A 19,986-nucleotide genomic window follows, 5' to 3' on the forward strand; every position below is an offset into this window, starting at 1 on the left:
CAACCACGCCCGGCGAATCGACCCAGCCGGTCACCTGCTCGAGCCCGCACCCGGTCCCGACACCCCGACCTCTCCTGGACCCACCCCACCTGACCACCGCAGCACCGGAGCCGACATCCGCCACAACCTCACTATCTACGACCGCTGACCCCTTGAAACCAACCAACTGGAACAGCGGATCCGACGACAGGGCCGTCGCCCTGACGTCCACCGACCTGGGAGTAAGCTTCGGCAGCGGCTTCGGCGGTGGCCAGCTCTTTCCGTTCTTGTGAAAGAACGGCTGAAGCACGCGCGTGGGAAGCACTCCTCCGCGGACCTGATCGTTGGCATTGTCTCGTGCGCGACGAAGCCGTAGACGTCTCGCGGTCCCGAGCGCGCAGCGACCACTCGTCGAAAAGGCGGGGAAGTCGGTCGCGAGTCAGGTCGACTGCGGCCGCGGTCCCTGTCGGTGGGCGCGCAGGAGGAGCGGCAGGCTGACCACCAGCACGACGGCCCGGAGGGTTCCCGCGATCGGATAGCCGGCGCGAACACTGATCTCGTGGGCAATCAGCCCCCCGGCCAGCGCACCGAGCGGGATGAGTCCCCAGCCGAGCAGCCGGTAGACGCTGTTGACCCGGCCGAGCAGGGCGAGCGGGACCAGCTCCTGGCGGAGTGTGACCGTCAGGACGCTCCAGACCGCCGTGGCCAGGCCGCTGAGAGCAAGCAGCGCGGCAAGGATCCACGCGTCGGGGCTGAGCCCCAGGAGGACGAACACGACGGCGTTCACGGCCAGCGCCACGATCAGCACGGGCATCTGCCCGAACACCGTGACGAGCCGGGCGGCCAGCAGGCCGCCGAGCACACTCCCGACCGCGGCGACAGCAAGGAGCACGCCGTAGCCGGCCACGCTGACACCGAGCTCACCGGTCGCCAGCAGGACCAGGGTGACGTTACCGAGCTGGAAGCAGAACGTGTTGACCCCGAGCAGCAGAGCCAGGGTCCACAACAACCGGTGGCCGACGAGCCAGCGCAGACCCTCGATGACCGCCGGTCCTGCCGACCGGACGGCTCCGCGCGGCTGCGACATGCCCCGCAGCCTCGCCAGCAGGAGTGCGGAGACGACCAGGACCGCCCCGTCGAGCCCGAACGGCAGGGCGATCGCCAGCCCGAACAGGAGGCTTCCGACGGGCGGCCCGATGAAGCTCTGCCCCACGGTCGTGGCCAGGTACTGGCGGGCGTTGGCCCGGCCCAACAGCCGGTGCTCGACGATCTCCGGCACCACGGACTGGCTCGCGATCCCGTAGCCGACCTGGCCGACGCCGACCAGGAATGCCGCGACCATCAGCGCCACGACGTCCATGGCTCCGGCGGCGACCAGGACCGCCAGGGCCGTGACCGCGACCGCCTGGAAGGCCTGGGCTGACCGCATCACGGCGATCCGGCTGAACCGGTCCGCGATCGCCCCGGCCGGGAGCGCGAACAACAACCACGGGACGAAGCTCGCCGCGGCGACCATCGAGACGAGCCGGGGATCGGCGGTGAGGGTGACCGCGAGCAGCGGCAGCGCCGTCACCAGCGCGCCGTTGCCGACGTTGTCGATCGCTCCGGCCCACCACAGCCGCCAGTAGCGGGCGGGCAGCCTGTCCCCTGTCGATGCCATGCCCCGCAGCCTGGGAGCACGCACGACACCGCACCATGTTTGAGCGCTGCGCTACATCATGAGTCGATCATCATGGCTCGATGATCATGGAGACATGGCTCTGAGCATCGAGATCAGCACGACTGACCTCGCGGGTACCCGGTTCGCCGTCTCGCCGCTGGCCGAGACGATCTCCGGGCTGCAGCAGCTGGCCCGGTCCGAGCCGGCTCCCCGGGTCAGGGGGTGGGTGCGGTGGGCCCGCGGCGAGCTGGCCCGGGGGCCGCTACGGCTCGCGGCGACCTGGCCGCTCGTGGTCAGTGACCGCCCGTCCTGGCCCCAGTTCCTCCTGCCGGCACCAGCCACCACTCGTACCAGCATCGACGACGACCTGGACGCCTTGCGGCAGACCACGCCACAGCAGGTGGTCGCAAGCCTGCACCGCGTCTTCGGGAACGATCTACCGCCCGCGGCCCGCGAGCTGGCCGATGCTCCAGCAGCAGGGCTCGCCCTGGTGGCCACAGAGCTCCGCGCGGCTCATGACCGCCTCGTTCTCCCGCACTGGCCGCGAATCCGTGCCACGCTGGAGACAGACATCGCCCACCGCGCCGCGCAGCTCACCTCTGGCGGCGCAACTCGGTTGTTCGCCGACCTGCACCGGGACCTCGACTGGTCCGACGGCCGCCTGACCGTCCTGACCGACCGGCGCGACGCTGCCGCCGCAACCGGAGGACTCGTCCTGCTCCCTGTGGCACTCGGACCGGACCGAGTGATCGTGAAGCGCAACACCACCACCTGGACGACCCTGCGCTATCCCTGTCACGGGATAGCCCGTCTCGACACGGTCGTCGACAGGACACCCGCGTCCGACGGTACGGTCCGGCTCGTCGGCCGGAGCAAGGCTGCCCTGCTCCACGCCCTGACCGCACCTGCCACCACGACGGACCTCGCCACGGAACTGGGCACGACGCCCAGCGCCGTCGCCCAGCACCTCGCGGTGCTGCGGGCCAACGGACTGGTAGGTCGCCAACGGCACGGCCGGCGCGTCATCTACAGCACCACCACGCTGGGCCGGGCGCTCCTCGACGCCGGCGCCTGAGGCGACCTCAGCGCGCCAGCGCGGCCGCCATGAACTCCTCCGGGTACGGCGAGCGGGTCAGGGCCTGCTCCCGTCCGAGCCGGCCGGCGGCCACCTCCCGGCAGAGCTCCGCGACCAGCGCCAGCTCGGCACGCTGGGTCCGGACGAAGTCGCGGCCCACCGGGTCGCCGTGGCCGGGCAGGACGGTCGCCGCCCTCAGGGCGAGGACGCCGTCCAGCGCGGCCGGCCAGCCCTGGGGGTAGGCGTCACCGAACTGGGGCGGCGCCCCGTGCTCCACGAGGTCGCCCGCGAACACCGCGCGCGCGTCCGGGACGTGCACCACCAGGTCGTGGTCGGAGTGCGCGGGCCCGAAGTGCCGCAGCTCGACGCGGCGGCCACCGAGGTCCAGCTCGGCGCCGTCGTCGACCAGGTGGTCGGGCAGGACCGGGCGCACCGCGGCGATGCGGTCGGCGACCTCCGGCTCACCGCGTTCGCGGTAGCGCCGTGCCCAGGTCTCACGCTGTTGCTCGCCCGTCGCCACCAGGTCGGCGCGGCAGCGGCGGTGCGCCCAGACGGCGCAGGGGCCGAAGGCCTCGGTGCCGAAGCTGTGGTCGAAGTGGGAGTGGGTCAGGACCACCTGCCACGGCAGCGGCGTCACCTCGCGGACGGCGGCGGCGAGCTCGGCACCCTGCCCCGCGTCCCCGCCCGTGTCCACGACCAGGCACGACTCGCCGCCCACCACGAGCCCGACCGAGAGGTCCAGCTCGGCGTACCGCCGCACCAGCACACCGTCCGCGGCCTCGATCCACCGTCCCATGGCCCGACCCAAGCAGACGGACCGGGCCGGATCAACCGGCGCCCCGGGGCCGCCGAGCCGGTGTGGTTCGCACGTCGGGCACACGAGGCCGGCCGCGACCCTGTTCCGGTCCGTCGCGTAGGGTCCCGGCCATGAAGGAGACCCATCTCGTCGGGCCCGAGGGCGTGCGCTTCATGCCCGACCGCCCGAACGGGGTCGGCGTGCTCGTCCTGGCCGGATCGAGCGGAAGGGTCGACACGGAACGCGCTCGGCTGCTCGCGGAACGGGGCGCGACGTGCGAGTCGCTGCGATGGTTCGGCGGCCCGGGGCAGAACCCAGGACCGTGGGAGATCCCCCTCGAGCTCTTCCTCGACCGCATCGACTCGTTGGCTGCCGACAGCGACCGGATCGTTGTTGTCGGGACATCGTTCGGGGCGGAGGCCGCGCTCCTCCTCGGCACGGTTCACCCGCGTGTCGACGCCGTCGCTGCGTTCGCGCCGACCGACGTCGTCTGGGCCGGCATCGCACCCGGCGGACGACAGACGTCGCACTGGACGACGGCAGGCACGCCGCTGCCCTTCGTCCCTTTCGACCCCACCTGGACTCCCGACACGGACCCGCCCGAGTTCCGCAGCCTGTATGTCGCGTCCCGTGAAGCTCACCCGGACGCGGTGGCTGCGGCCGCTATCTCCGTCGAGCGGATTCATGAGCTTCTCGTGGTCGCCGGTGGAGACGATCGAGTCTGGGACTCGGTCGACCACGCACGCCGTATCGCAGCGCGGCGCGATCAGGCCGGGCTTGTCACGACCGTCGTCGAGCACCCGCGCGCCGGTCATCGAGCGGTCCTTCCGACTGAGCCTGCTCCGACCGTTGGGCAGCGCATGGCCCGGGGCGGGTCTGCACCCACAGATGCTCGGCTCGGCGAGATGGCCTGGCCTGAGCTGGTTCGCATGCTCGACGGGTAGCCGCTCCCCGGAGGCCGCTCGCCCCTGAGGCCCGGGGTGCTCGACTTAGTGGCCGGAGGCCGCCCAGCCGTCCTCCAGCAGGTGATACCGCGTGATCAGCCCGTGGGGAGTGACGGCGATGTCGAGCACGAAGGCGCCGGCCGCCCCCAGACCCGTCGCACGGACGGTAACCCGGACCGTACCCGTCACCACGGCCCGGCGACCGGAGGCGCGGATGGTCACGAGATCGAACTGCTCGAGATCGACCGTCTCGCGGAGCCGGGCGAAGTGCTCGGCGGCTCGCGCACGGCCGGATCCCCGGCTGCTCCAGGGCGGCTCGCCGTCACCGCTGCGGACCGTCAGGTCTACGTCCGCGTCGAACCGCTGCGCCAGATCGCGTGGCGAGGCGCCCGCGATCCTGGCCGCGAACAGCTCGATCACGGCCACGCGGACGGCGGACTCGGGGGGATCCGCCACGAGCTCGACGGAGGCCGGCGTCGCGGGCCGAGCAGTCATCCCGGCGTCCGTCTCGTCACTCGACGTCCGGGGCGACCTGGCAGGTACTTCCGGCTGCATGGAGGCTGTCTAGCGACCGCAGCCCTCCAGAGGCAAGGGCCTGCGCGACCGGCTCAGGCCACTGGCCGGAACGGGCCACGACTGTTTACCTGCGCGTCACCAGCCCGTGCCGGCTGACACGCGAAGTGCTCGGCACAGAGGTCGTACCGAGCACCGCACGAGCCCCCGTCCCGCGCCGCCTCGCGGCGGACCTTGACCACGTTCTCCCCGAAGCACTTGCGGAGGGCGGGAGCCATATCGTGGCAATTCCCGCCCAGAACGGGAATCGTCAATATCAAAGGTATCAGGCCGGTATTCGATCGCCCTCGGGAAAGGCCCGAGAGAATGCCCAGCACTGCAGACTTCACGTACATGACTGCACGGACACGCCTGCCTGTGCGCCACCGAGAGGCAATGTTCAGGCATTTTTTTTGCCATTCTCCGCACGCCAGGAGATATGCCCCCGGGGTAGACCGTCATTAGCATCCCCCGGGCCTGGTCGATCACCGCTCGGCGCTCCGCGGAGTCCCTGGATGGAGATGGTGTCCTCGCGCGGGGCTACGCGCGCCCCGCCGTGCGGTAGCGGTGCTCAGGGCGCCCCGTCGAGCCGTACCGGAGCTCGACCACGAGATGCCCCTGGTGAGCGAGCGCCGAGAGGTAGCGCTGGGCCGTCGCCCGCGAGACCCCGACCCGGTCGGCGACCATCGGGGCCGAGAGTGCCGATCCGGCCTCGGCGAGCGCCCCCAGCACCGCGGTCTCCGTGGGCGAGCGGCGCGCGGCACCGTCGCGGCCGCTCGCGCCGTGGAGCACCCGGCGGGCGCGGTCGACCGCCTCCTGGTCGAGCTCGGCCTGCGAGTCGACCAGGTTGCGGTAGCGGCCGTAGGCGCGGAGCAGCTCGGTGAGGTCGTCGTCGGCGAAGGGTTTGATGAGGTAGCCGAACGCCCCGCGCTGGAGAGCCTTGCGCACGGCGGCGGTGGCGACGGCGGCCGAGAGCACGATGGCGTCGACGTCCCGCCGGGCGATGAGGTCGAGCCCGGAGCCGTCGGGAAGGTAGATGTCGGCCAGCACGAGGTCCGGGTCCTCGGCGTCGATCACCGCGGCCGCCTGCGCCGCCGAGCCCGCGGTCGCGACCACCCCGAAGCCCTCGACCGACTCCACGATGCGGGTGTGCAGCCGCGCGACGTGGAAGTCGTCGTCGACCACGACGACGCGGAACCGCATCGCGGGACCTGCTTCCTTCGCCGCGTTCATCGGCCGTCCTCCTCCTCGAACTGGCGCTCCAGGCGGGCCACGAAGACCGCGCCGTGCCGCTCGGTGCGGCCCATCGCGAGCCTCAGCTCGCCGCCGTGCCGCCGTGCCACCTCGGCCGACAGGCGCAGCCCGATGCCGTGACCGTGCGCCGGCCCGGCGGCGCCGGTCTCCCCCGGACCCGGATCGCTCGCCGGTCGTGCCTCCGGCGTGAGCGGATCGGACGCCGCGCCGTCGCCGGAGTCCATGACCGACACGTGGAGCTCGTCGCCGTGCCGGAGCGCCTCCACCTCGACCCAGCGGGGAGTGCGCTCCGAGGCCACCGCCGCCGCGATGCCGTTGTCCACGAGGTTGCCGAGCACGGTGGTGACGTCCTCGGGATGCAGCAGCGACCCGCTGACGTCGGCGTCGGGACCGATGCGCAGCGTCACCCCCTGGCGCTCGGCCTCGAGCGCCTTCGCCCCCAGGAAGGCCTGCAGGTAGGGCTCCCGGACGAGGCCCGCGTTGGCGATCGGGAAGCGCACCGGGCCGTGCTCGCCGATGCGGTCGAGGTAGTCGAGGGCCTCGGCCGTGTCCCCGGCCCGCACCAGCCCGGTCACCACGTGGATGCGGTTGGCGAACTCGTGCCGCTGCTCCCGGAGCGCTCCGGCCAGGGTGCCGACGGCGGTGAGGCGCCGGGACAGGTCCTCGACCGCCGTCACGTCGCGCACGATCACCACTCGCCCGAGCAGCCGGCCCTCGCGCCGCACCTCGTGCACGTCGACGTAGACCAGCCGCCCGTCCACGACCAGCGGAGGGGCCGGCGGGGTGACCGAGCGGGCGGCCTCGATCCGCGCGAGGACACCCGCGTGCCCGATCGCCTCCTCGACCCGGTGGCCCACCGGGTCGTCGAGGCCGAGCAGGGCGGCGGCGCGGTCGTTGCACACCGTGACGACGTCGTCGCCCGACAGCCCGACCACGCCGTCGTCGACACCCTGGAGCACGGCCTGCTGGTCGTGCACCAGCGCGAGCAGCTCCTCGGGCTGGAGCCCGAGCGTCTTCTCGCGCAGCTGGCGCGTGATGAACCGGGCGAGCAGCCCGCCGACCGCGAGCGCGAGCGCCGTCGAGAGCACCACCGGGACGGCGTCGGCCAGCACGGTCGACCACACCTCGGTGGGTGGCAGCCCGACGCTCACCTCCCCCACGACCGTCCCGGGGCTGTCGAGCCCGTACACGGGGACCTTGGCCCGCGCCGAGTCGCCGAGCGTGCCGCGCTCCCAGCTCACCGTCTCCTCGCCGCGCAGCGCGGCGTCGGGGCTGGTCGACACCGGGTCGCCGATCTCGTCGGGGCTGGGGTGCGCGAGGCGCCGCCCCGTGTCGTCGGTGATGACCACGAACAGGGCGCCGGTGCGGTCCTCGACCTCGCGGGCGTAGTCGTCGAGGGTGCCGGCCACGAGCTCGGCGTCGGTCGACGGCCGCTCCCGCCGCGACTCCTCCTCGGCCCCCGCCCGGACGCCGGGGGTCTGCGCCACGGTCTGCGCGATGCGCAGCGCGGACTCCTGGGTCTGCTGCACGAGCCGGTTGAACCCGGTGACCGCGAACAGCCCGAGCGTGATGAGCGACACCACGATCATCGCGGCCACGATCGAGCGGTTGACCTGGGTGGTGAACGGGGTGGCCGAGCGTCCCCCGGCGGCCACAGGCGCGACGGCAGCCGCCCGGGCGGGCTGCTGGAGCGGATGCGTCGTCGCCATGCTCGCATGCTAACCACGCGCACGGCCGCCGCCCGAGCCGTGAGCAGAATGCGCACAACGAGTTCTGTGCGGTATTCCGCCAGAACGCGCAGTAGCGCGCGTCGGAGGCCGACCCGTTCCTAGGGTGACCGGGTTATCGCACCCGCCGCCCCCCAGCCGGCCAGACGAAGGAGTCTCCCGTGCTTGTTCTGCTCGGATTCGGAATGGTCGCCACCTTCATGGTGCTGATCATGACCAAGCGCATGACCCCGGTGCTCGCGCTGATCATCGTCCCCACGGTCTTCGGGCTGTTCGCCGGTGCCGGCCTCGGGATCGGCGACATGGCGCTGGACGCCATCGGGGGCCTCGCCCCCACCGCCGCCCTGCTGATGTTCGCCATCATCTACTTCGGCCTGATGATCGACGTGGGGCTGTTCGACCCGCTCGTGCGCGTCATCCTGCGGCTGGTCGGCCACGACCCGGTGAAGGTCGTCGTGGGTACCGCCCTCCTGGCGGCGGTGATCTCGCTCGACGGCGACGGCTCCACCACCTTCATCGTGGTGACGAGCGCCATGCTGCCGATCTACCTGCGCCTCGGCCTCAGCCCCGTGGTCCTCACCTGCGTCGCGGGCCTCGCGAACGGCGCCATGAACATCCTCCCCTGGGGCGGCCCGACCGCCCGCGCCGCGGCGGCCCTCGACCTGTCCCCGAGCGACGTGTTCGTGCCGATGGTGCCGTCGCTGCTGGCCGGGCTCGCCGTGATCTTCGCGTTCTCGTGGCACCTCGGGCTGCTGGAGCGGCGCCGGCTCGGCACGATCGACCTGCCCGGGGAGGGCGTGAACGCGGCCGCGCCTGCAGGTCCGGGCACGGGTCCGGGGTCGGGCTCGGTCGGCGGCGTGGAGACCAGGACCACCGGCCCGCGGGGCACGGGCGGGACCATCACCCGGCTCGGTCCGCTCTCGTCCGCGGCCATCCAGACGCTCGTGAAGCCGGACGACACCGCGATGGCCGACAGCATGCTCGACCCGCAGCGCTCCACCCTGCGCCCGCGGATGTTCTGGTTCAACCTCGTGCTCACGGCCGCCGTGATGGTGCTGCTCGTCGCCGACGTGCTGCCGCTGGCCTACGTGTTCATGGCCGGGAGCGCCGTCGCCGTCATCGTGAACTTCCCCCGGGTCTCCGACCAGGCACAGCGCATCGTGGCGCACGCCCCCTCGATCGTCGGCGTGGTCTCGATGGTGCTGGCGGCAGGCGTGCTCATCGGCGTCCTCGAGGGCACGGGCATGGTCGACGCCATGGCCGCGTGGGTGTCGGGCAGCATCCCCGACGAGCTCGGCGCGTTCTCGGCGGTGATCACGGGGCTGCTGAGCATCCCGATGACGTTCTTCCTCTCGAACGACGCCTTCTACTTCGGCATCCTCCCGGTGCTCGCGGAGAGCGCCGCGGCCTTCGGCATCGACCCGGTCGACATGGCCCGCGCGTCGATCACGGGCCAGGTGGTACACATGCAGAGCCCGCTGGTGCCCGCCATCCTGCTGCTGATCTCGCTCGCGGGGGTGAACCTGGGCGACCACCACAAGAAGGTCCTGTGGCGGGCCGTGGTGGTGGCGCTGGTGATGCTCGTGGTCGGGATCGCGGTCGGCTCGATCGGCATCGGCTGAGCGAGGGCGGTGCGCGCAGGCATGACACATGTCATGGACCGGGCGTGCACAACGCCCCGGGAGCCGGTGACAGCACGGCACTTCTGCGCGGCGCGCCCGCGCGGTGGACTGGAGTCAGCGCCGAGGAGACACCCCGGCGGCCGTACTGACAGGAGCACACCATGGACCTCGTCGACACCCTCCAGAACCTGATCGGGCGGGTGCCCGAGCTTCTCCAGCCGCTGATCGTCGCGCTCGCCGGCGCGATCCCCTTCATCGAGGGCGAGGGCGGGGTGGCCATCGGCATCCTCGGCGGCATCCCCCCGGTGGTCGCCGCCGTCGCCGCGATGATCGGCAACTTCCTGACCGTCGCCGTGCTCGTGCTGCTCGGCACCGGGGCCCGCAACGCCGTGGTGACCCGCCACCGCGCGAAGGTCCAGGCACGCGACGCCGTGACGGTCGGCGGCGGCACCACCCTGCGGACGGCGTCGGAGGTACGCGAGAACGACCGCAGCACCGCCCGGCGGGCCAAGTTCCAGCGCGCCTACGAGCGCTACGGCGTGCCCGGCGTGAGCCTGCTCGGCCCGCTGCTGCTGCCCACGCACTTCACGGCCACCATGCTCGCCGCCTCCGGCGTCGGCAAGGCCCGCATCCTCGTCTGGCAGGCCGTCGCGATCGTCGGCTGGACCACGCTGACCGCGCTCATCATCAGCGGCGTGCTCCAGGCCGTGCGGTAAACCAGGAGGGTGACCAGGGGCGGCCGACCGTGAGGACAGGTGTGGGCGGGGGCGGTGCATGCGGTACGCCGCACCCACCGCCCCCGCCCGTCCGAGGCCAGGTCGTCGGGGTACGGCTCAGCCGGTGACGACGAGACCCTGTTCCGGCTCGCCCGGGACCGTCGGGACGGGCCGCGGCTCACGCTCGTCGGTGAGTCCGGTCTCGCTCGGCGCGGCCGGGACCGGCGACGGCTCTCCCTCGTCCGAGGGCTCCGGTGCGGCCTCGGCGGGCGCCGGGGCCGCGTCTTCGGCGGGCTGCTGCGCGACGTCCTCGGCGGGCTCCGGCGCGGCGACCGAGGGCACGGGCGACGGCTCCTCCGGGACGGCGGCGCTGGCCTGGGTGCAGGCCGTGGCCAGCAGCGCGACGGCGAGCGCCCCGCCCGCGGCGGTGACGCCGCGCACGGCCGAGCTCCAGGTGGCACGACGGCGCGGGGCCGAGGTGGTGGTCGATGGGACGGGTGTGTTCGGGTTGATGGTCACGCAGCGGTCAGTGTGCGCGGGGGCACGATCCGTCACGACTTCGGGATGTGGCGTGGTCCACACGAGCAGACTGTGACGACGGGGGCGTTGCCGGACACAGACCCTTGTGCAGACCCGCGCCCGCCATCGCACCCGCCACTGGAGACCACCCTGTCCACTCACGCCGAGCCTCGCGACCTCGAACGGGGCACGCTGACACCGGAGCAGACCGAGGCACTGGTCGACGAGCACGCACGCGCCGTGCACCGCTACGCGCGCACGCGATTGAGCGCCGCCGAGGCCGAGGACGTCGTGGCCGAGGTGTTCCTCATCGCCTGGCGCAAGGGCGAGATTCCCGACGAGCCGCGCTCCTGGCTGCTCGCCGTCGCCCGGCGGGTGCTGGCCAACCAGGTCCGGGCCGACCGGCGGCGGGCCGCCCTCGCGGACCGGGCCGTGCGACATCCCGCACCGCCCGGCCAGGACGACGCGCGGCTGGTCGACGAGCTCGACCTCCTGCACCGCGCCCTGGCGCTCCTGCGTCCGGCCGACCGTGAGGTGGTCGAGCTGCTGGCGGCCGCCGAGCTCAGCACCGGGGAGCTGGCTCGCGTGCTCGGCTGCTCGGCGACGACCGCGGCCACCCGCCTGTACCGGGCCCGACGGCGGCTGCGAGCCGCGTACCGCACCGTGACCGAAGGCCAGGAGGACTGACATGAGAGCGCTGACGAGAGCACAGGGCGATCCCCTGGCACGTGCCCGCCGGGCGCTGGACCAGGTCGACGAGGAGCTGGACCTGGCCCGCGTCCACGCCGTGACGTCCGGTCACGGCCGGGTGAGTGCGGACCCGCTCCCCGTGGACGACGACGCCGAGCCCCGGGTGGAGATCCTGACGCCCGGGCAGCGGCCCGCGCGCCCCCGTCGTCGGGCGACCGCCTGGGCACTGGCCGCGACCGTCGCGCTGCTGTGCGGCGCGGGGGTCGGCACCGCGATGCTCTGGTCCGGGTCCGGCGAGACGGTTCCCGGGTCGACGCCTCCCGCGTCCCCGGCACCCGAGCAGACCGGACCGACCCAGCCGCCGGCACAAGAGCCGAGCCCGGACCCGCGCGAGTGCTCGCCGGCACGTCCGACGCCGTCGGCCACGCCGGAGCCGACGACGGACGACCTGCCGTCGGACGCCTGCGACGTGCCCTCCCCGTCGAGCGACAGGGCCGGGATCCGGCCGTGACCCGACACCCGTGACCCGACCGCCCGCGGCTCACCGGACGACGGGTCCTCGGCCGTCCCAGGGCAGGACGACGAGCTTGCCGCGGGCGTCGCCGGACTCCATGAGCGTGTGCGCCTCGCGGACCTGGTCCAGCCCGAACACCCGGTCGACGGGGATCACGGCGCGTCCGGCGGCGGCGTCGTCGAGGAATCCCTGCAGGACGGCGGCAGGCAGGTTCTCGGCCTCGCCCGAGTAGCCGGTCAGGCGGACACCCGACGGCAGGTACCCGATGGGGTAGAAGTCCTTGACGATCCACTCGTCGGAGAGCATGCCCGTGAAACAGACGGTGCCGTGGACCCGGACGGCGCGCAGGGTGTCGGGCAGCGTGGGGGTCCCGACGAGCTCGATCGCGCCGTCGACGCCATCCGGCAGCAGCTCGCGCACCTGCCGCGCCACGTCACCGTCGTCGATCAGCACGTGGTCGACCCCGACCCGCTTCAGCGCCTCGCGCTTGCCGGCGTTCCGGGTGGTCGACAGGACCGTCATCCCCATCCGCTTGCCGAGGACGGCGGCAGCCATGCCGACCGACGACGTCCCGCCGCGCACCAGCAGGGTCTGCCCCGGCCGGGCGTCCAGCCCGACGGTCAGGGACCCGTAGGCGGTCTGCAGCATCTCGGGGACCGCGCCGAGGGTCGCCCACGGCAGCTCGGACCGGAACGGGATGACCTGGCCGGCCGGGACGCAGGTGTACTGGGCGTAGCCCCCGTCGTAGGAGCGGCCCATGCCGCCCATCATCGTCATGACCTGCTGACCCGGGGTGAAGGTGCCGGTGGGGTCGGCGTCCACGGTGCCCGTGGCCTCGATACCCAGGACGCGCGGGTAGGTGACGGCGTCGCCGGCGAACCCGAACCGGGTGTGCAGCTCGGACCGGTTGAGCCCGAAAGCCTCGACGCGGATCCGTACCCGGCCCGGCCCGGGCTCGGGCACCGGGAGGTCGCGGACGTGCAGGTTGGTCACCGGGCCGGGTTCGTCCAGCACGACGGCGCGCATGGTCTCGGTCATCGTGCGGCCTTCTGGGTGGTGTCGTCCTGGCGGGTGGTGTCGTCGAGCAGCTCACGGATCCACGTGCGCTCGGCGCGGCTGGTCGCACGGGCCGAGAGCAGGATGCCGCGGCGGTACGGGTCGGCGACGTCCGCTGCGCGCAGCGGCCGGTCGCCGTCGTAGAAGAAGCTGGCCGGCTGCTCCAGGTAGTCGAGGCGACGGCGCAGGACGGCGTCACGCTCGGCCCGGTCGGGCAGCAGGGACAGGAAGGACAGCACGACGAAGAACCGGCTGCCGTCGGTGATGTCGTGGCCGTCGACCTGGCGCAGCCGGTCGAGGAGACGGGCCCGCCCGGCGTCGGTGATCGTCAGGGTCTGGCGCGGCGCCCCGGCGCTGCCGGGCTCCGTGGCGCGGCGGACGAGCCCGGCCTTCGCGAGGCGGGCGATGGCCGGGTAGAGGGTGCCGTCGCTGATGGTGCGGGCGTACCCGTGCAGCTGCTCCATGCGGCGGCGCAGCTCGTACCCGTGCTGCGGCCGCTCCGCGAGGAAGCCGAGGATCATCAGTTCGATCACACCAGGATCATACCTCGTTTCGAGATACCTCGAATCGTAGTACCATGAGGCGACAGCACCGATGGAGGAACCCATGCCCTGGCTACCCGAGCACTTCTCCGCGAAGTACGTCGCGGAGCTGTCCCAGCGACGCCAGTCGCCCCCGGTCGCGATCTCGTTCTTCGACGGCATCGCGTCGGGCCAGGTGGATGCCCTCATCGCGTCCTTCGCCGGCGAGCCCGAGCTCCACCACCCGGTGCGCGGCAGGATCAGGGGACGCGACGCGTTCCGGTGGTTCGTCGAGACCACGGGCGAGCAGCTGCGCGCAGCGGGCTTCACCGTCGAGGACGTCGACCTCGTCGTCACCCCGCACCGGACGGTCGAGGAGGTGGTGCTGTGGTACGACGTCGGGCAGCGGCGGGTCGGGCTCCCCGTCGCGATCGTCACCGAGCGGTCGGACGCCGGCCTGCACGAGCTGCGGATCTACTTCAGCACCTGGCCGATCACCGGGTCGCACGCCAACCGGCCGCCGCTGCTGCAGCCCGACGAGAGGGCGACGGAGCCCGACGTGGTGGGCGAGTACCAGCGGGCGCTGGCGGCCGGCGACGTCGAGGCCACGGTCGCGGCCTTCGAACCCGACGCGAGCGTGCGCGAGCCTGCCGGCGGGCAGTACGTGCACCGCGGCACCCAGGAGCTGCGCGCGCTGTTCACGTCGTTTTTCTCCAACGGCGGCGGCATCCCGCTGGAGCACTGCACGGTGACCGACGACGGGCGCGCCTGCGCGCTGGAGTACAACGTGGTGCGGTGGGGCGTGACCGACCTGCCGCCCGAGGCCGGTGTCGCGGTGTACGTGCGCGGCGCATCGGGTCTGCTGACCGCGGCCCGGATCTACGACGACTCGAATCCCCCGCTGCGCGGCTGATGCCCTGGGCGCGACGTCGAGCGCTTGCCTCTGCCCCTACGGCACAGTGTCCACTGGGAGGTGGATCACCTCGATCCGCCTGCGAGAGAAGGATCGTTCATCGTGCGCACCTCAGTACCTGACGTCGACAGCTCACGGCCGTTCGGCGAGCGCCGCGCACGATGAGCTGGAGCACGCGCGAGGTCGCCGAGCTGTCGGGCACGACGGTGAAGACCGTGCGGTACTACCACGAGATCGGCCTGCTGGAGGAGCCAGAGCGCGAGCCCAACGGCTACAACAAGCGCTACGAGGTGCGCCACCTGACGCGGCTCCTGCAGATCAAGCGGCTGACCGGCCTGGGCCTGTCGCTGGCGCAGGTCGCGGACCTGGAAACGGCGGGCGGCGGACACCCCTCCGTGTTCCAGGAGATCGACGCCGAGCTCGCGGCGACGGTCGAACGGATCCAGGGCATCCGGCAGGAGCTGGCCACGCTGGCCCAGCCGGGCGCGACGCCCGACGTCCCCACGGCGTTCCACGGCGTCGCGCACCGCCTGCGTGACAACGACCGCGCGCTCCTGACGATCTACGCGCAGCTGTTCACCACGGAGTCGATGGCCGCGCTGAGCGAGCTCCTGCGGGCCAACCCCCACGAGGCGCTCGACGAGGCCTTCCGCGACCTGCCCGCGGACGCGGACGAGGCCACGCGGCAGGCGCTCGCCGAGCGGATGGCCCCGTTCGTCGGCGCGAACACGTCGGTGACGATGGAGCCCCGGGCCGCGACGCCGCGCCAGGCCGAGGCCGCGCGGAACGCCGTGGGCCAGGCCCTGCAGGCGCTGTACAGCTCGGCCCAGCTCGACGTGCTGCGCCGGGCGCACGAGCTGAGTGCGGGGCCGAGCGGCGGCCGATGACCGTCGCCGCGGCGACGTGGTCCGGCACCTGCGCGCGCGTGCTCTCCTTCAGCTCTGCCACGGCGAGCCGAGGACCCGCTCGACCGTCGTCGTCAGCCGGAGACCCGGGATGAAGTGCTCCAGGATGTCGGCGTTCACCGTGCCGTTCGCCGTCTCGGGCCGGTGCCGGAGACCCTCCACGGTCTCGCGCAGGAACTCGTTCTTGAAGTCACCTCGCGGGTGCGCCGCGACGATCTCCTCGACCTGGTGCGGGTCCAGCTCGTCGAGGCCGAACCCCAGCACGTCGGTCAGGACGCCGAGCTGCGTCACCGCGATCTCCGGGGCCATCCGGCCGGGGATCCCCGGGGTGGTGTGCAACGCGACGGCGGCCCAGACGGTCTCCGCGGCCGACACCGGGAAGCCGCTGTCCACGAGGAACCGCCGCGCGTGGTCGGCGCCGTCGACCTCGAAGCGCTGCTCGGCCTCCGAGAACGGGTGGGCCAGGCCGACGTCGTGGAACATCGCCGACACGTACAGCAGCTCCCGGTTCGGCCGGAGGCCGAGCCGGCGCGCGTGCAGCAGGCCGAACAGGTAGACCCGGCGGGAGTGGTGGTAGATGACGGGGCTGATCATGGACCGGACGCGCTCGGTCGCCTCGGCGACCACCGCCGTCCGGGGAATCTCCGGCCCCTCGGTGAGCTCTTGCATTCCCTCATGCTGTGCCCCGCACCCCGCCGGGCGCCGCCCTCGACCGGCCAGGAACCCCCGATATCCGGACAGGGACGCCGCTCCGTCGTGTGCTACCAATGGACGGTGCCCACGCCCGTCGCACCACCGCACCACGTCGCGATCCTCGTCTACGACGGTGTGACGCTGCTGGACCTCGCGGGCCCCGCGCAGGCGTTCGCCGAGGCGAACCGGCTCGGCGCCGACTACCGGCTGACGCTCGTCTCCCCCGACGGCGCGGACGTCACCTCGAACATCGGGGTGCGGATCCCCGTCGACGGACCGGTCTCCGCCGGCGAGGCCGCCGACACCTTCCTGGTCCCCGGCGCCGACATCTATCCGCGTGCCCGCGTCCCCCGCGACCTGGCGGACGCCGCGCGCGTACCGGCCGCGACGGCCGGCCGGGTCGCGTCGGTCTGCACCGGTGCCTTCGTCCTGGCGGCCGCCGGCCTGCTCGACGGGAAACGCGCGACCACGCACTGGAAGGTCACCCACGAGCTCGCCGCCCGGTGCCCGACGTGCCGCGTCGACCCCGACGCCATCTACGTCCGCGACGGCACCACCTGGACCTCCGCGGGCGTGACGGCCGGGATCGACCTGGCGCTCGCCCTCGTCGAGGAGGACCACGGCGCCGACGTCGCGCGCGACGTCGCGCGCTCCCTCGTGGTCTACATGCAGCGCGCCGGAGGCCAGTCCCAGTTCTCGGCGCCGCTCCGGGCTCAGCCGCCCCGCTCCCCTGCGCTGCGCACCATCACCGACCTGGTGGTCGCCGACCCCGGCGGGCGGTACTCCCTCGCGGACCTCGCCGGGCACCTCAGCGTGAGCACCCGGCACCTCTCCCGGCTCTTCCGCGACGAGCTGTCCACGACTCCGGCCCGCTACGTGGAGGACATCCGGTTCGACCTGGCCAGGGCCCTGCTCGACCAGGGGCACACCGCGACCCGGGCCGCGGCCCTCGCCGGGTTCCCGAGCTACGAGAGCCTGCGCCGGGTCTTCGCCAGGAAGCTGTCCACGAGCCCCGCCGCCTACCAGCGCCGGTTCTCGACGGCGCTGCGGTCGCCGGACCCGCCGGGCGGCCCGGAACCTGCCTGACCCTCGGGTCGCGAGCGGATCGCCTGTCGGCGGCGGGGCCGCGCCGGGTCGCGACGCCGGGCAGCAGCGCCGGTCAGAGCTCCACGGCCGCCTCCGCGTCGCGCATGTCGAGGCGGTCCAGCAGCCGGTTGTACGGCGCGAACGTCTGCTCGACCTCGGCGGGGTCGAGGTAGTGGGACAGGTCGTACTGGTGCGAGGGGGTGCCCTTGGGCTTGGCGACCACGTCGGCCAGGTTCTCCTGGTCGCGGGTGGTCCAGGTCGCTCCGATCGCGGCGTACAGGCGGGGCACCTCGGTGAACGGGTCGGCGGACAGCTTGTGGTAGGGCACGTCCACGATGGAGGCCGGCGGCAGGCTCCGGCGCAGCTCCAGGCCGCGCTCGACCTGCGTGAACAGGTGGTCCAGGGCAAACCTCCCGATCTCCCGGCGGTCGGTGTCGTGCTGGTACATCCCCCAGAAGGTCTCCACCAGACTGCAGAACGACCCGATGACCGTGACCGGGTCACGATGGGTCCACACGAACGTCGCGTCGGGGAACACCTTGCGGATGACGTCCATGTCCTCCAGGTGCGCGGGGTACTTCAGGACCCACCGCTTGGCCGGTCGCCCGTGCTGCAGCACCTGCAGCGCCCGCTTCAGGTACTCGTAGTCACCGGTCACGTCACGCCCGGCGGCCCATGCGGTGTAGGAGGGCATGAGGCCGTGCAGGATCGGCCAGTGGCTGCCGTGCGGCAGGATGAACATCGACTCCTCGGGCTTGTCGATGTTGATCGGGTGGATGTGCGGGATGTCGGGCGCGAACTTCTCCATCATGGCCGCGCCCTGCTGCAGCTGCTTGATCAGCTTCCGGGCGGACCGCGGGTCGTCCAGGCCGGTGTTCTGCATCTCCCACAGCAGCGGGGCGCGGTGGTCGGGCGAGGCGGACAGGACCCGGTGGGCCAGGGTCGTGGCGGTGCGCGGCAGCCCGCACACGATCACCGGTGCGGTGATCTCCTCGTCAGCGATCTCCGGGTGCTCGGCCAGCATGCGGTCGATCCGCAGCCGGTTGACGTACCGGGCCTTGACGTCGGCGGTGATGAGGTACCAGCCCAGCGGCGACAGCCGCGGCATCTCGGCCGCCGCCCGCACGATCACCGCGAGCTCGGCGGCGAACCGGGGGTCGGCGGTCCCGGCCTCCTTCTCGACCTGCGCGACCGTCCTGGCCCAGGACGCGTCCGGGTCCTGGTGGCCCTTGATGACAGGGGCAAGCACGGTATTCAGCACGCGGGTCGTGCGGGAAGTGCGACTCACTGGTGGTCCTCCGGGGATGTATGTAGATGTGCTCGGTGTGGACGTGCTCGGTGTGGACGTGCGGGCAGGTCAGCCGGCCAGGCCGGTGGGGCGGAGCGTGACCGGTAGCGACGCGGGGCGGCGGTAGCGGAGGTCGGGCGCCCAGCGGATCTGCTCGGCGCCGGTGGTGAGCACGGGTTCGACCTGGCGCAGGAGCGTCTCGACCGCGGTGCGGACGATCAGCCGGGCCTGCCGGGGCGCGGGGCACCGGTGGGCGCCCGCGCCCCAGGCCAGGTGGGCCCGGTTGCCGAGCCCGTCCCAGGTGCCCTCGCCACGGATGCTCGGGTCCGAGGCCGCTGCCCCGACCGCCAGCAGGACGGCGTCCCCGCGCTCGACGTACGCGCCGTCGCCGAACAGGTGACCTTCCTTCACGGCGAACCGGGGCGCCATGATCGTCACCGGCGACGCGTCCCACAGGACCTCGTCCAGCGCCTCGTCGGTCCCGAGCCGCCCGCCGGCCAGCCGCCGGGCGAACTGCTCGTCGCTCAGGGCGAGCAGCAGCGCCTGCCCCAGCCAGGCCTGCAGGCCCTGGCTCGCCCCGGTCACCACGGACAGCATCCCGGCGACCGCCTCGTCGGTGCCCTCGTAGGCGGGATGCTGCGCGAGCAGGCCGGACGGCGTCGGGCCGCCGTTGGCGTCGCGCCCCATGACCTGCCCGCCGAGCACGAAGCTCAGCTCGTCGACGCTCGCGGCATCTCCTTCTCCCGCCGCGAGGGCGTCGGCGATCTCGAACACCTGGCGACCGGTGGCGGGGTCCAGCCCCAGGACCGTGCCGAAGGCGAGACGAGTCACCGGGACCACGTAGTCGTGCATCAGGTCGACTCCGTCCCCGCGACCGAGCTCGTCGAGCACCTGCTCGCACGCCGCACGGGTGACGCGGCCGACCTCGGCCGCGTCGACCGCCTCGAGCACCTCGTCCAACGGACCGCGCAACCGGGCATGGACCGGCCCCGACGCCGTCTCCACCCGCTGCCCGAACCAGGGCCGGAACGACGCCCGCAACGAGGTGGGCAACGATCCGGGCTCTCCGTTCCAGGCGCCGGTGTCCGTGGTCACCATGCTGGAGTCCCGGGCGAGCATGACGATGGTCTGGTACCCGCCCACCAGCCAGGCGCGCGCGCCCGACCCGAGATCGACCGGAAGGGCGTCTCCCCACTCCTGTCGCAGGCCGGACCATGCGGCGTCGATGTCGCGCGCCGAGAGCACGTCGCCCAGCACCGGGACGGTCTCAGGGTCGTACAGGCGCATCCGGTACCCGCCGGAGGCCGAGCCTGCCAGCACCGAGCCCGGGCCGCGCGCAGCCACAGTCACATTCGGATCCGTCATCGTCCTCTTCCGCCAAGGGCCAGGGCGAGATTTCCCAGACCACACAGACGATAGCGACAAATAGAACGTATCAGGCCTTTTTCACCACCCCAGGATTCCTGCCCGGGTTCC

20 protein-coding genes are annotated in these 19,986 nt (G+C 72.7%); 9 read left to right on the forward strand and 11 right to left on the reverse strand.

Features of this window, described 5'->3' with window-relative positions; all coding sequences use genetic code 11:
• Positions 1-418 precede the first annotated feature (418 nt).
• The gene (locus AB0I29_RS25525; protein WP_357486832.1) at positions 419-1,639 is read right to left on the reverse strand and encodes an MFS transporter; all 1,221 of its coding nucleotides are present in this window, start codon (positions 1,637-1,639) and stop codon (positions 419-421) included.
• Between the two features lie 94 nt (positions 1,640-1,733).
• On the opposite strand from AB0I29_RS25525, the gene AB0I29_RS25530 reads away from it, so the two are divergent.
• Positions 1,734-2,714 (forward strand): DUF5937 family protein, encoded by a 981-nt coding sequence (locus AB0I29_RS25530; RefSeq protein WP_357486834.1) that lies wholly within the window; start codon positions 1,734-1,736, stop codon positions 2,712-2,714.
• Between the two features lie 7 nt (positions 2,715-2,721).
• Here the strand turns inward: AB0I29_RS25530 and AB0I29_RS25535 are convergent, their stop codons facing one another.
• A complete protein-coding gene (locus AB0I29_RS25535; RefSeq protein ID WP_357486836.1) occupies positions 2,722-3,510 on the reverse strand; it encodes an MBL fold metallo-hydrolase in 789 nt (262 codons plus the stop codon).
• A gap of 131 nt (positions 3,511-3,641) precedes the next feature.
• On the opposite strand from AB0I29_RS25535, the gene AB0I29_RS25540 reads away from it, so the two are divergent.
• Positions 3,642-4,454 (forward strand): alpha/beta fold hydrolase, encoded by an 813-nt coding sequence (locus AB0I29_RS25540; RefSeq protein ID WP_357486838.1) that lies wholly within the window; start codon positions 3,642-3,644, stop codon positions 4,452-4,454.
• Between the two features lie 45 nt (positions 4,455-4,499).
• Here AB0I29_RS25540 and AB0I29_RS25545 read toward each other — a convergent pair whose 3' ends face one another.
• The 3 genes from AB0I29_RS25545 to AB0I29_RS25555 form a co-directional block, all read right to left on the reverse strand.
• The gene (locus tag AB0I29_RS25545) at positions 4,500-4,949 is read right to left on the reverse strand and encodes a nuclear transport factor 2 family protein (RefSeq protein WP_357486840.1); all 450 of its coding nucleotides are present in this window, start codon (positions 4,947-4,949) and stop codon (positions 4,500-4,502) included.
• A gap of 597 nt (positions 4,950-5,546) precedes the next feature.
• Positions 5,547-6,239 (reverse strand): response regulator, encoded by a 693-nt coding sequence (locus tag AB0I29_RS25550; protein ID WP_357486842.1) that lies wholly within the window; start codon positions 6,237-6,239, stop codon positions 5,547-5,549.
• Positions 6,236-7,969 carry an ATP-binding protein gene (locus AB0I29_RS25555; RefSeq protein ID WP_357486844.1) on the reverse strand — a complete coding sequence of 578 codons (1,734 nt, stop codon included), beginning with the start codon at positions 7,967-7,969 and terminating at the stop codon, positions 6,236-6,238. Before AB0I29_RS25555 ends, AB0I29_RS25550 begins: the two co-directional genes overlap by 4 nt.
• 203 nt (positions 7,970-8,172) lie before the next feature.
• Here AB0I29_RS25555 and AB0I29_RS25560 point away from each other — a divergent pair, with 203 nt between their 5' ends.
• Both AB0I29_RS25560 and AB0I29_RS25565 read left to right on the forward strand, forming a co-directional pair.
• Positions 8,173-9,609: an SLC13 family permease gene (locus AB0I29_RS25560; protein WP_357486909.1), complete on the forward strand. Its 1,437-nt coding sequence runs from the start codon at positions 8,173-8,175 to the stop codon at positions 9,607-9,609.
• 161 nt (positions 9,610-9,770) lie between these two features.
• Entirely contained in the window at positions 9,771-10,325 is a 555-nt protein-coding gene (locus AB0I29_RS25565; protein ID WP_285101973.1) for a small multidrug efflux protein, read from the forward strand.
• Positions 10,326-10,442: 117 nt separating this feature from the next.
• On the opposite strand, the gene AB0I29_RS25570 is transcribed toward AB0I29_RS25565, so the two are convergent.
• Positions 10,443-10,844, reverse strand: coding sequence for a hypothetical protein (locus AB0I29_RS25570; protein WP_285101972.1), 402 nt, complete (start codon positions 10,842-10,844; stop codon positions 10,443-10,445).
• A 45-nt stretch (positions 10,845-10,889) separates the two neighbouring features.
• Here AB0I29_RS25570 and AB0I29_RS25575 point away from each other — a divergent pair, with 45 nt between their 5' ends.
• Positions 10,890-11,531, forward strand: coding sequence for a sigma-70 family RNA polymerase sigma factor (locus tag AB0I29_RS25575; RefSeq protein ID WP_357486846.1), 642 nt, complete (start codon positions 10,890-10,892; stop codon positions 11,529-11,531).
• A 1-nt stretch (position 11,532) separates the two neighbouring features.
• Positions 11,533-12,045, forward strand: coding sequence for a hypothetical protein (locus AB0I29_RS25580; protein ID WP_357486848.1), 513 nt, complete (start codon positions 11,533-11,535; stop codon positions 12,043-12,045).
• Positions 12,046-12,075: 30 nt separating this feature from the next.
• On the opposite strand, the gene AB0I29_RS25585 is transcribed toward AB0I29_RS25580, so the two are convergent.
• The gene (locus tag AB0I29_RS25585; RefSeq protein WP_357486850.1) at positions 12,076-13,086 is read right to left on the reverse strand and encodes a zinc-binding alcohol dehydrogenase family protein; all 1,011 of its coding nucleotides are present in this window, start codon (positions 13,084-13,086) and stop codon (positions 12,076-12,078) included.
• Positions 13,083-13,637: a PadR family transcriptional regulator gene (locus AB0I29_RS25590; RefSeq protein WP_357486852.1), complete on the reverse strand. Its 555-nt coding sequence runs from the start codon at positions 13,635-13,637 to the stop codon at positions 13,083-13,085. Before AB0I29_RS25590 ends, AB0I29_RS25585 begins: the two co-directional genes overlap by 4 nt.
• Positions 13,638-13,710: 73 nt before the next feature.
• Here AB0I29_RS25590 and AB0I29_RS25595 point away from each other — a divergent pair, with 73 nt between their 5' ends.
• Both AB0I29_RS25595 and AB0I29_RS25600 read left to right on the forward strand, forming a co-directional pair.
• Complete coding sequence (locus tag AB0I29_RS25595; protein ID WP_285101967.1) at positions 13,711-14,538, forward strand: nuclear transport factor 2 family protein; 828 nt, start codon at positions 13,711-13,713, stop codon at positions 14,536-14,538.
• Between the two features lie 161 nt (positions 14,539-14,699).
• Positions 14,700-15,425 (forward strand): MerR family transcriptional regulator, encoded by a 726-nt coding sequence (locus tag AB0I29_RS25600; protein ID WP_357486854.1) that lies wholly within the window; start codon positions 14,700-14,702, stop codon positions 15,423-15,425.
• A gap of 48 nt (positions 15,426-15,473) precedes the next feature.
• Here AB0I29_RS25600 and AB0I29_RS25605 read toward each other — a convergent pair whose 3' ends face one another.
• Positions 15,474-16,112 (reverse strand): HD domain-containing protein, encoded by a 639-nt coding sequence (locus tag AB0I29_RS25605; protein WP_357486856.1) that lies wholly within the window; start codon positions 16,110-16,112, stop codon positions 15,474-15,476.
• 105 nt (positions 16,113-16,217) lie between these two features.
• On the opposite strand from AB0I29_RS25605, the gene AB0I29_RS25610 reads away from it, so the two are divergent.
• The gene (locus tag AB0I29_RS25610; RefSeq protein WP_357486857.1) at positions 16,218-17,222 is read left to right on the forward strand and encodes a DJ-1/PfpI family protein; all 1,005 of its coding nucleotides are present in this window, start codon (positions 16,218-16,220) and stop codon (positions 17,220-17,222) included.
• Between the two features lie 73 nt (positions 17,223-17,295).
• On the opposite strand, the gene AB0I29_RS25615 is transcribed toward AB0I29_RS25610, so the two are convergent.
• The gene (locus AB0I29_RS25615) at positions 17,296-18,471 is read right to left on the reverse strand and encodes a sulfotransferase (protein WP_357486859.1); all 1,176 of its coding nucleotides are present in this window, start codon (positions 18,469-18,471) and stop codon (positions 17,296-17,298) included.
• 108 nt (positions 18,472-18,579) lie between these two features.
• Positions 18,580-19,860 carry a hypothetical protein gene (locus AB0I29_RS25620; RefSeq protein ID WP_357486861.1) on the reverse strand — a complete coding sequence of 427 codons (1,281 nt, stop codon included), beginning with the start codon at positions 19,858-19,860 and terminating at the stop codon, positions 18,580-18,582.
• Positions 19,861-19,986: the final 126 nt, after the last annotated feature.

Origin of the sequence: Promicromonospora sp. NPDC050262 (assembly GCF_040655935.1) — a bacterium.
GTDB lineage: Bacteria > Actinomycetota > Actinomycetes > Actinomycetales > Cellulomonadaceae > Promicromonospora.

Coding starts and splice junctions, on each gene's coding strand:
- AB0I29_RS25525 (WP_357486832.1), bottom strand. CDS start 1,639: ATGGCATCGACAGGGGACAGGCTGCCCGCCCGCTACTGGCGGCTGTGG.
- AB0I29_RS25585 (WP_357486850.1), bottom strand. CDS start 13,086: ATGACCGAGACCATGCGCGCCGTCGTGCTGGACGAACCCGGCCCGGTG.
- AB0I29_RS25545 (WP_357486840.1), bottom strand. CDS start 4,949: ATGACTGCTCGGCCCGCGACGCCGGCCTCCGTCGAGCTCGTGGCGGAT.
- AB0I29_RS25540 (WP_357486838.1), top strand. CDS start 3,642: ATGAAGGAGACCCATCTCGTCGGGCCCGAGGGCGTGCGCTTCATGCCC.
- AB0I29_RS25550 (WP_357486842.1), bottom strand. CDS start 6,239: ATGAACGCGGCGAAGGAAGCAGGTCCCGCGATGCGGTTCCGCGTCGTC.
- AB0I29_RS25600 (WP_357486854.1), top strand. CDS start 14,700: ATGAGCTGGAGCACGCGCGAGGTCGCCGAGCTGTCGGGCACGACGGTG.
- AB0I29_RS25595 (WP_285101967.1), top strand. CDS start 13,711: ATGCCCTGGCTACCCGAGCACTTCTCCGCGAAGTACGTCGCGGAGCTG.
- AB0I29_RS25575 (WP_357486846.1), top strand. CDS start 10,890: ATGTGGCGTGGTCCACACGAGCAGACTGTGACGACGGGGGCGTTGCCG.
- AB0I29_RS25555 (WP_357486844.1), bottom strand. CDS start 7,969: ATGGCGACGACGCATCCGCTCCAGCAGCCCGCCCGGGCGGCTGCCGTC.
- AB0I29_RS25605 (WP_357486856.1), bottom strand. CDS start 16,112: ATGCAAGAGCTCACCGAGGGGCCGGAGATTCCCCGGACGGCGGTGGTC.
- AB0I29_RS25580 (WP_357486848.1), top strand. CDS start 11,533: ATGAGAGCGCTGACGAGAGCACAGGGCGATCCCCTGGCACGTGCCCGC.
- AB0I29_RS25560 (WP_357486909.1), top strand. CDS start 8,173: ATGGTCGCCACCTTCATGGTGCTGATCATGACCAAGCGCATGACCCCG.
- AB0I29_RS25565 (WP_285101973.1), top strand. CDS start 9,771: ATGGACCTCGTCGACACCCTCCAGAACCTGATCGGGCGGGTGCCCGAG.
- AB0I29_RS25535 (WP_357486836.1), bottom strand. CDS start 3,510: ATGGGACGGTGGATCGAGGCCGCGGACGGTGTGCTGGTGCGGCGGTAC.
- AB0I29_RS25530 (WP_357486834.1), top strand. CDS start 1,734: ATGGCTCTGAGCATCGAGATCAGCACGACTGACCTCGCGGGTACCCGG.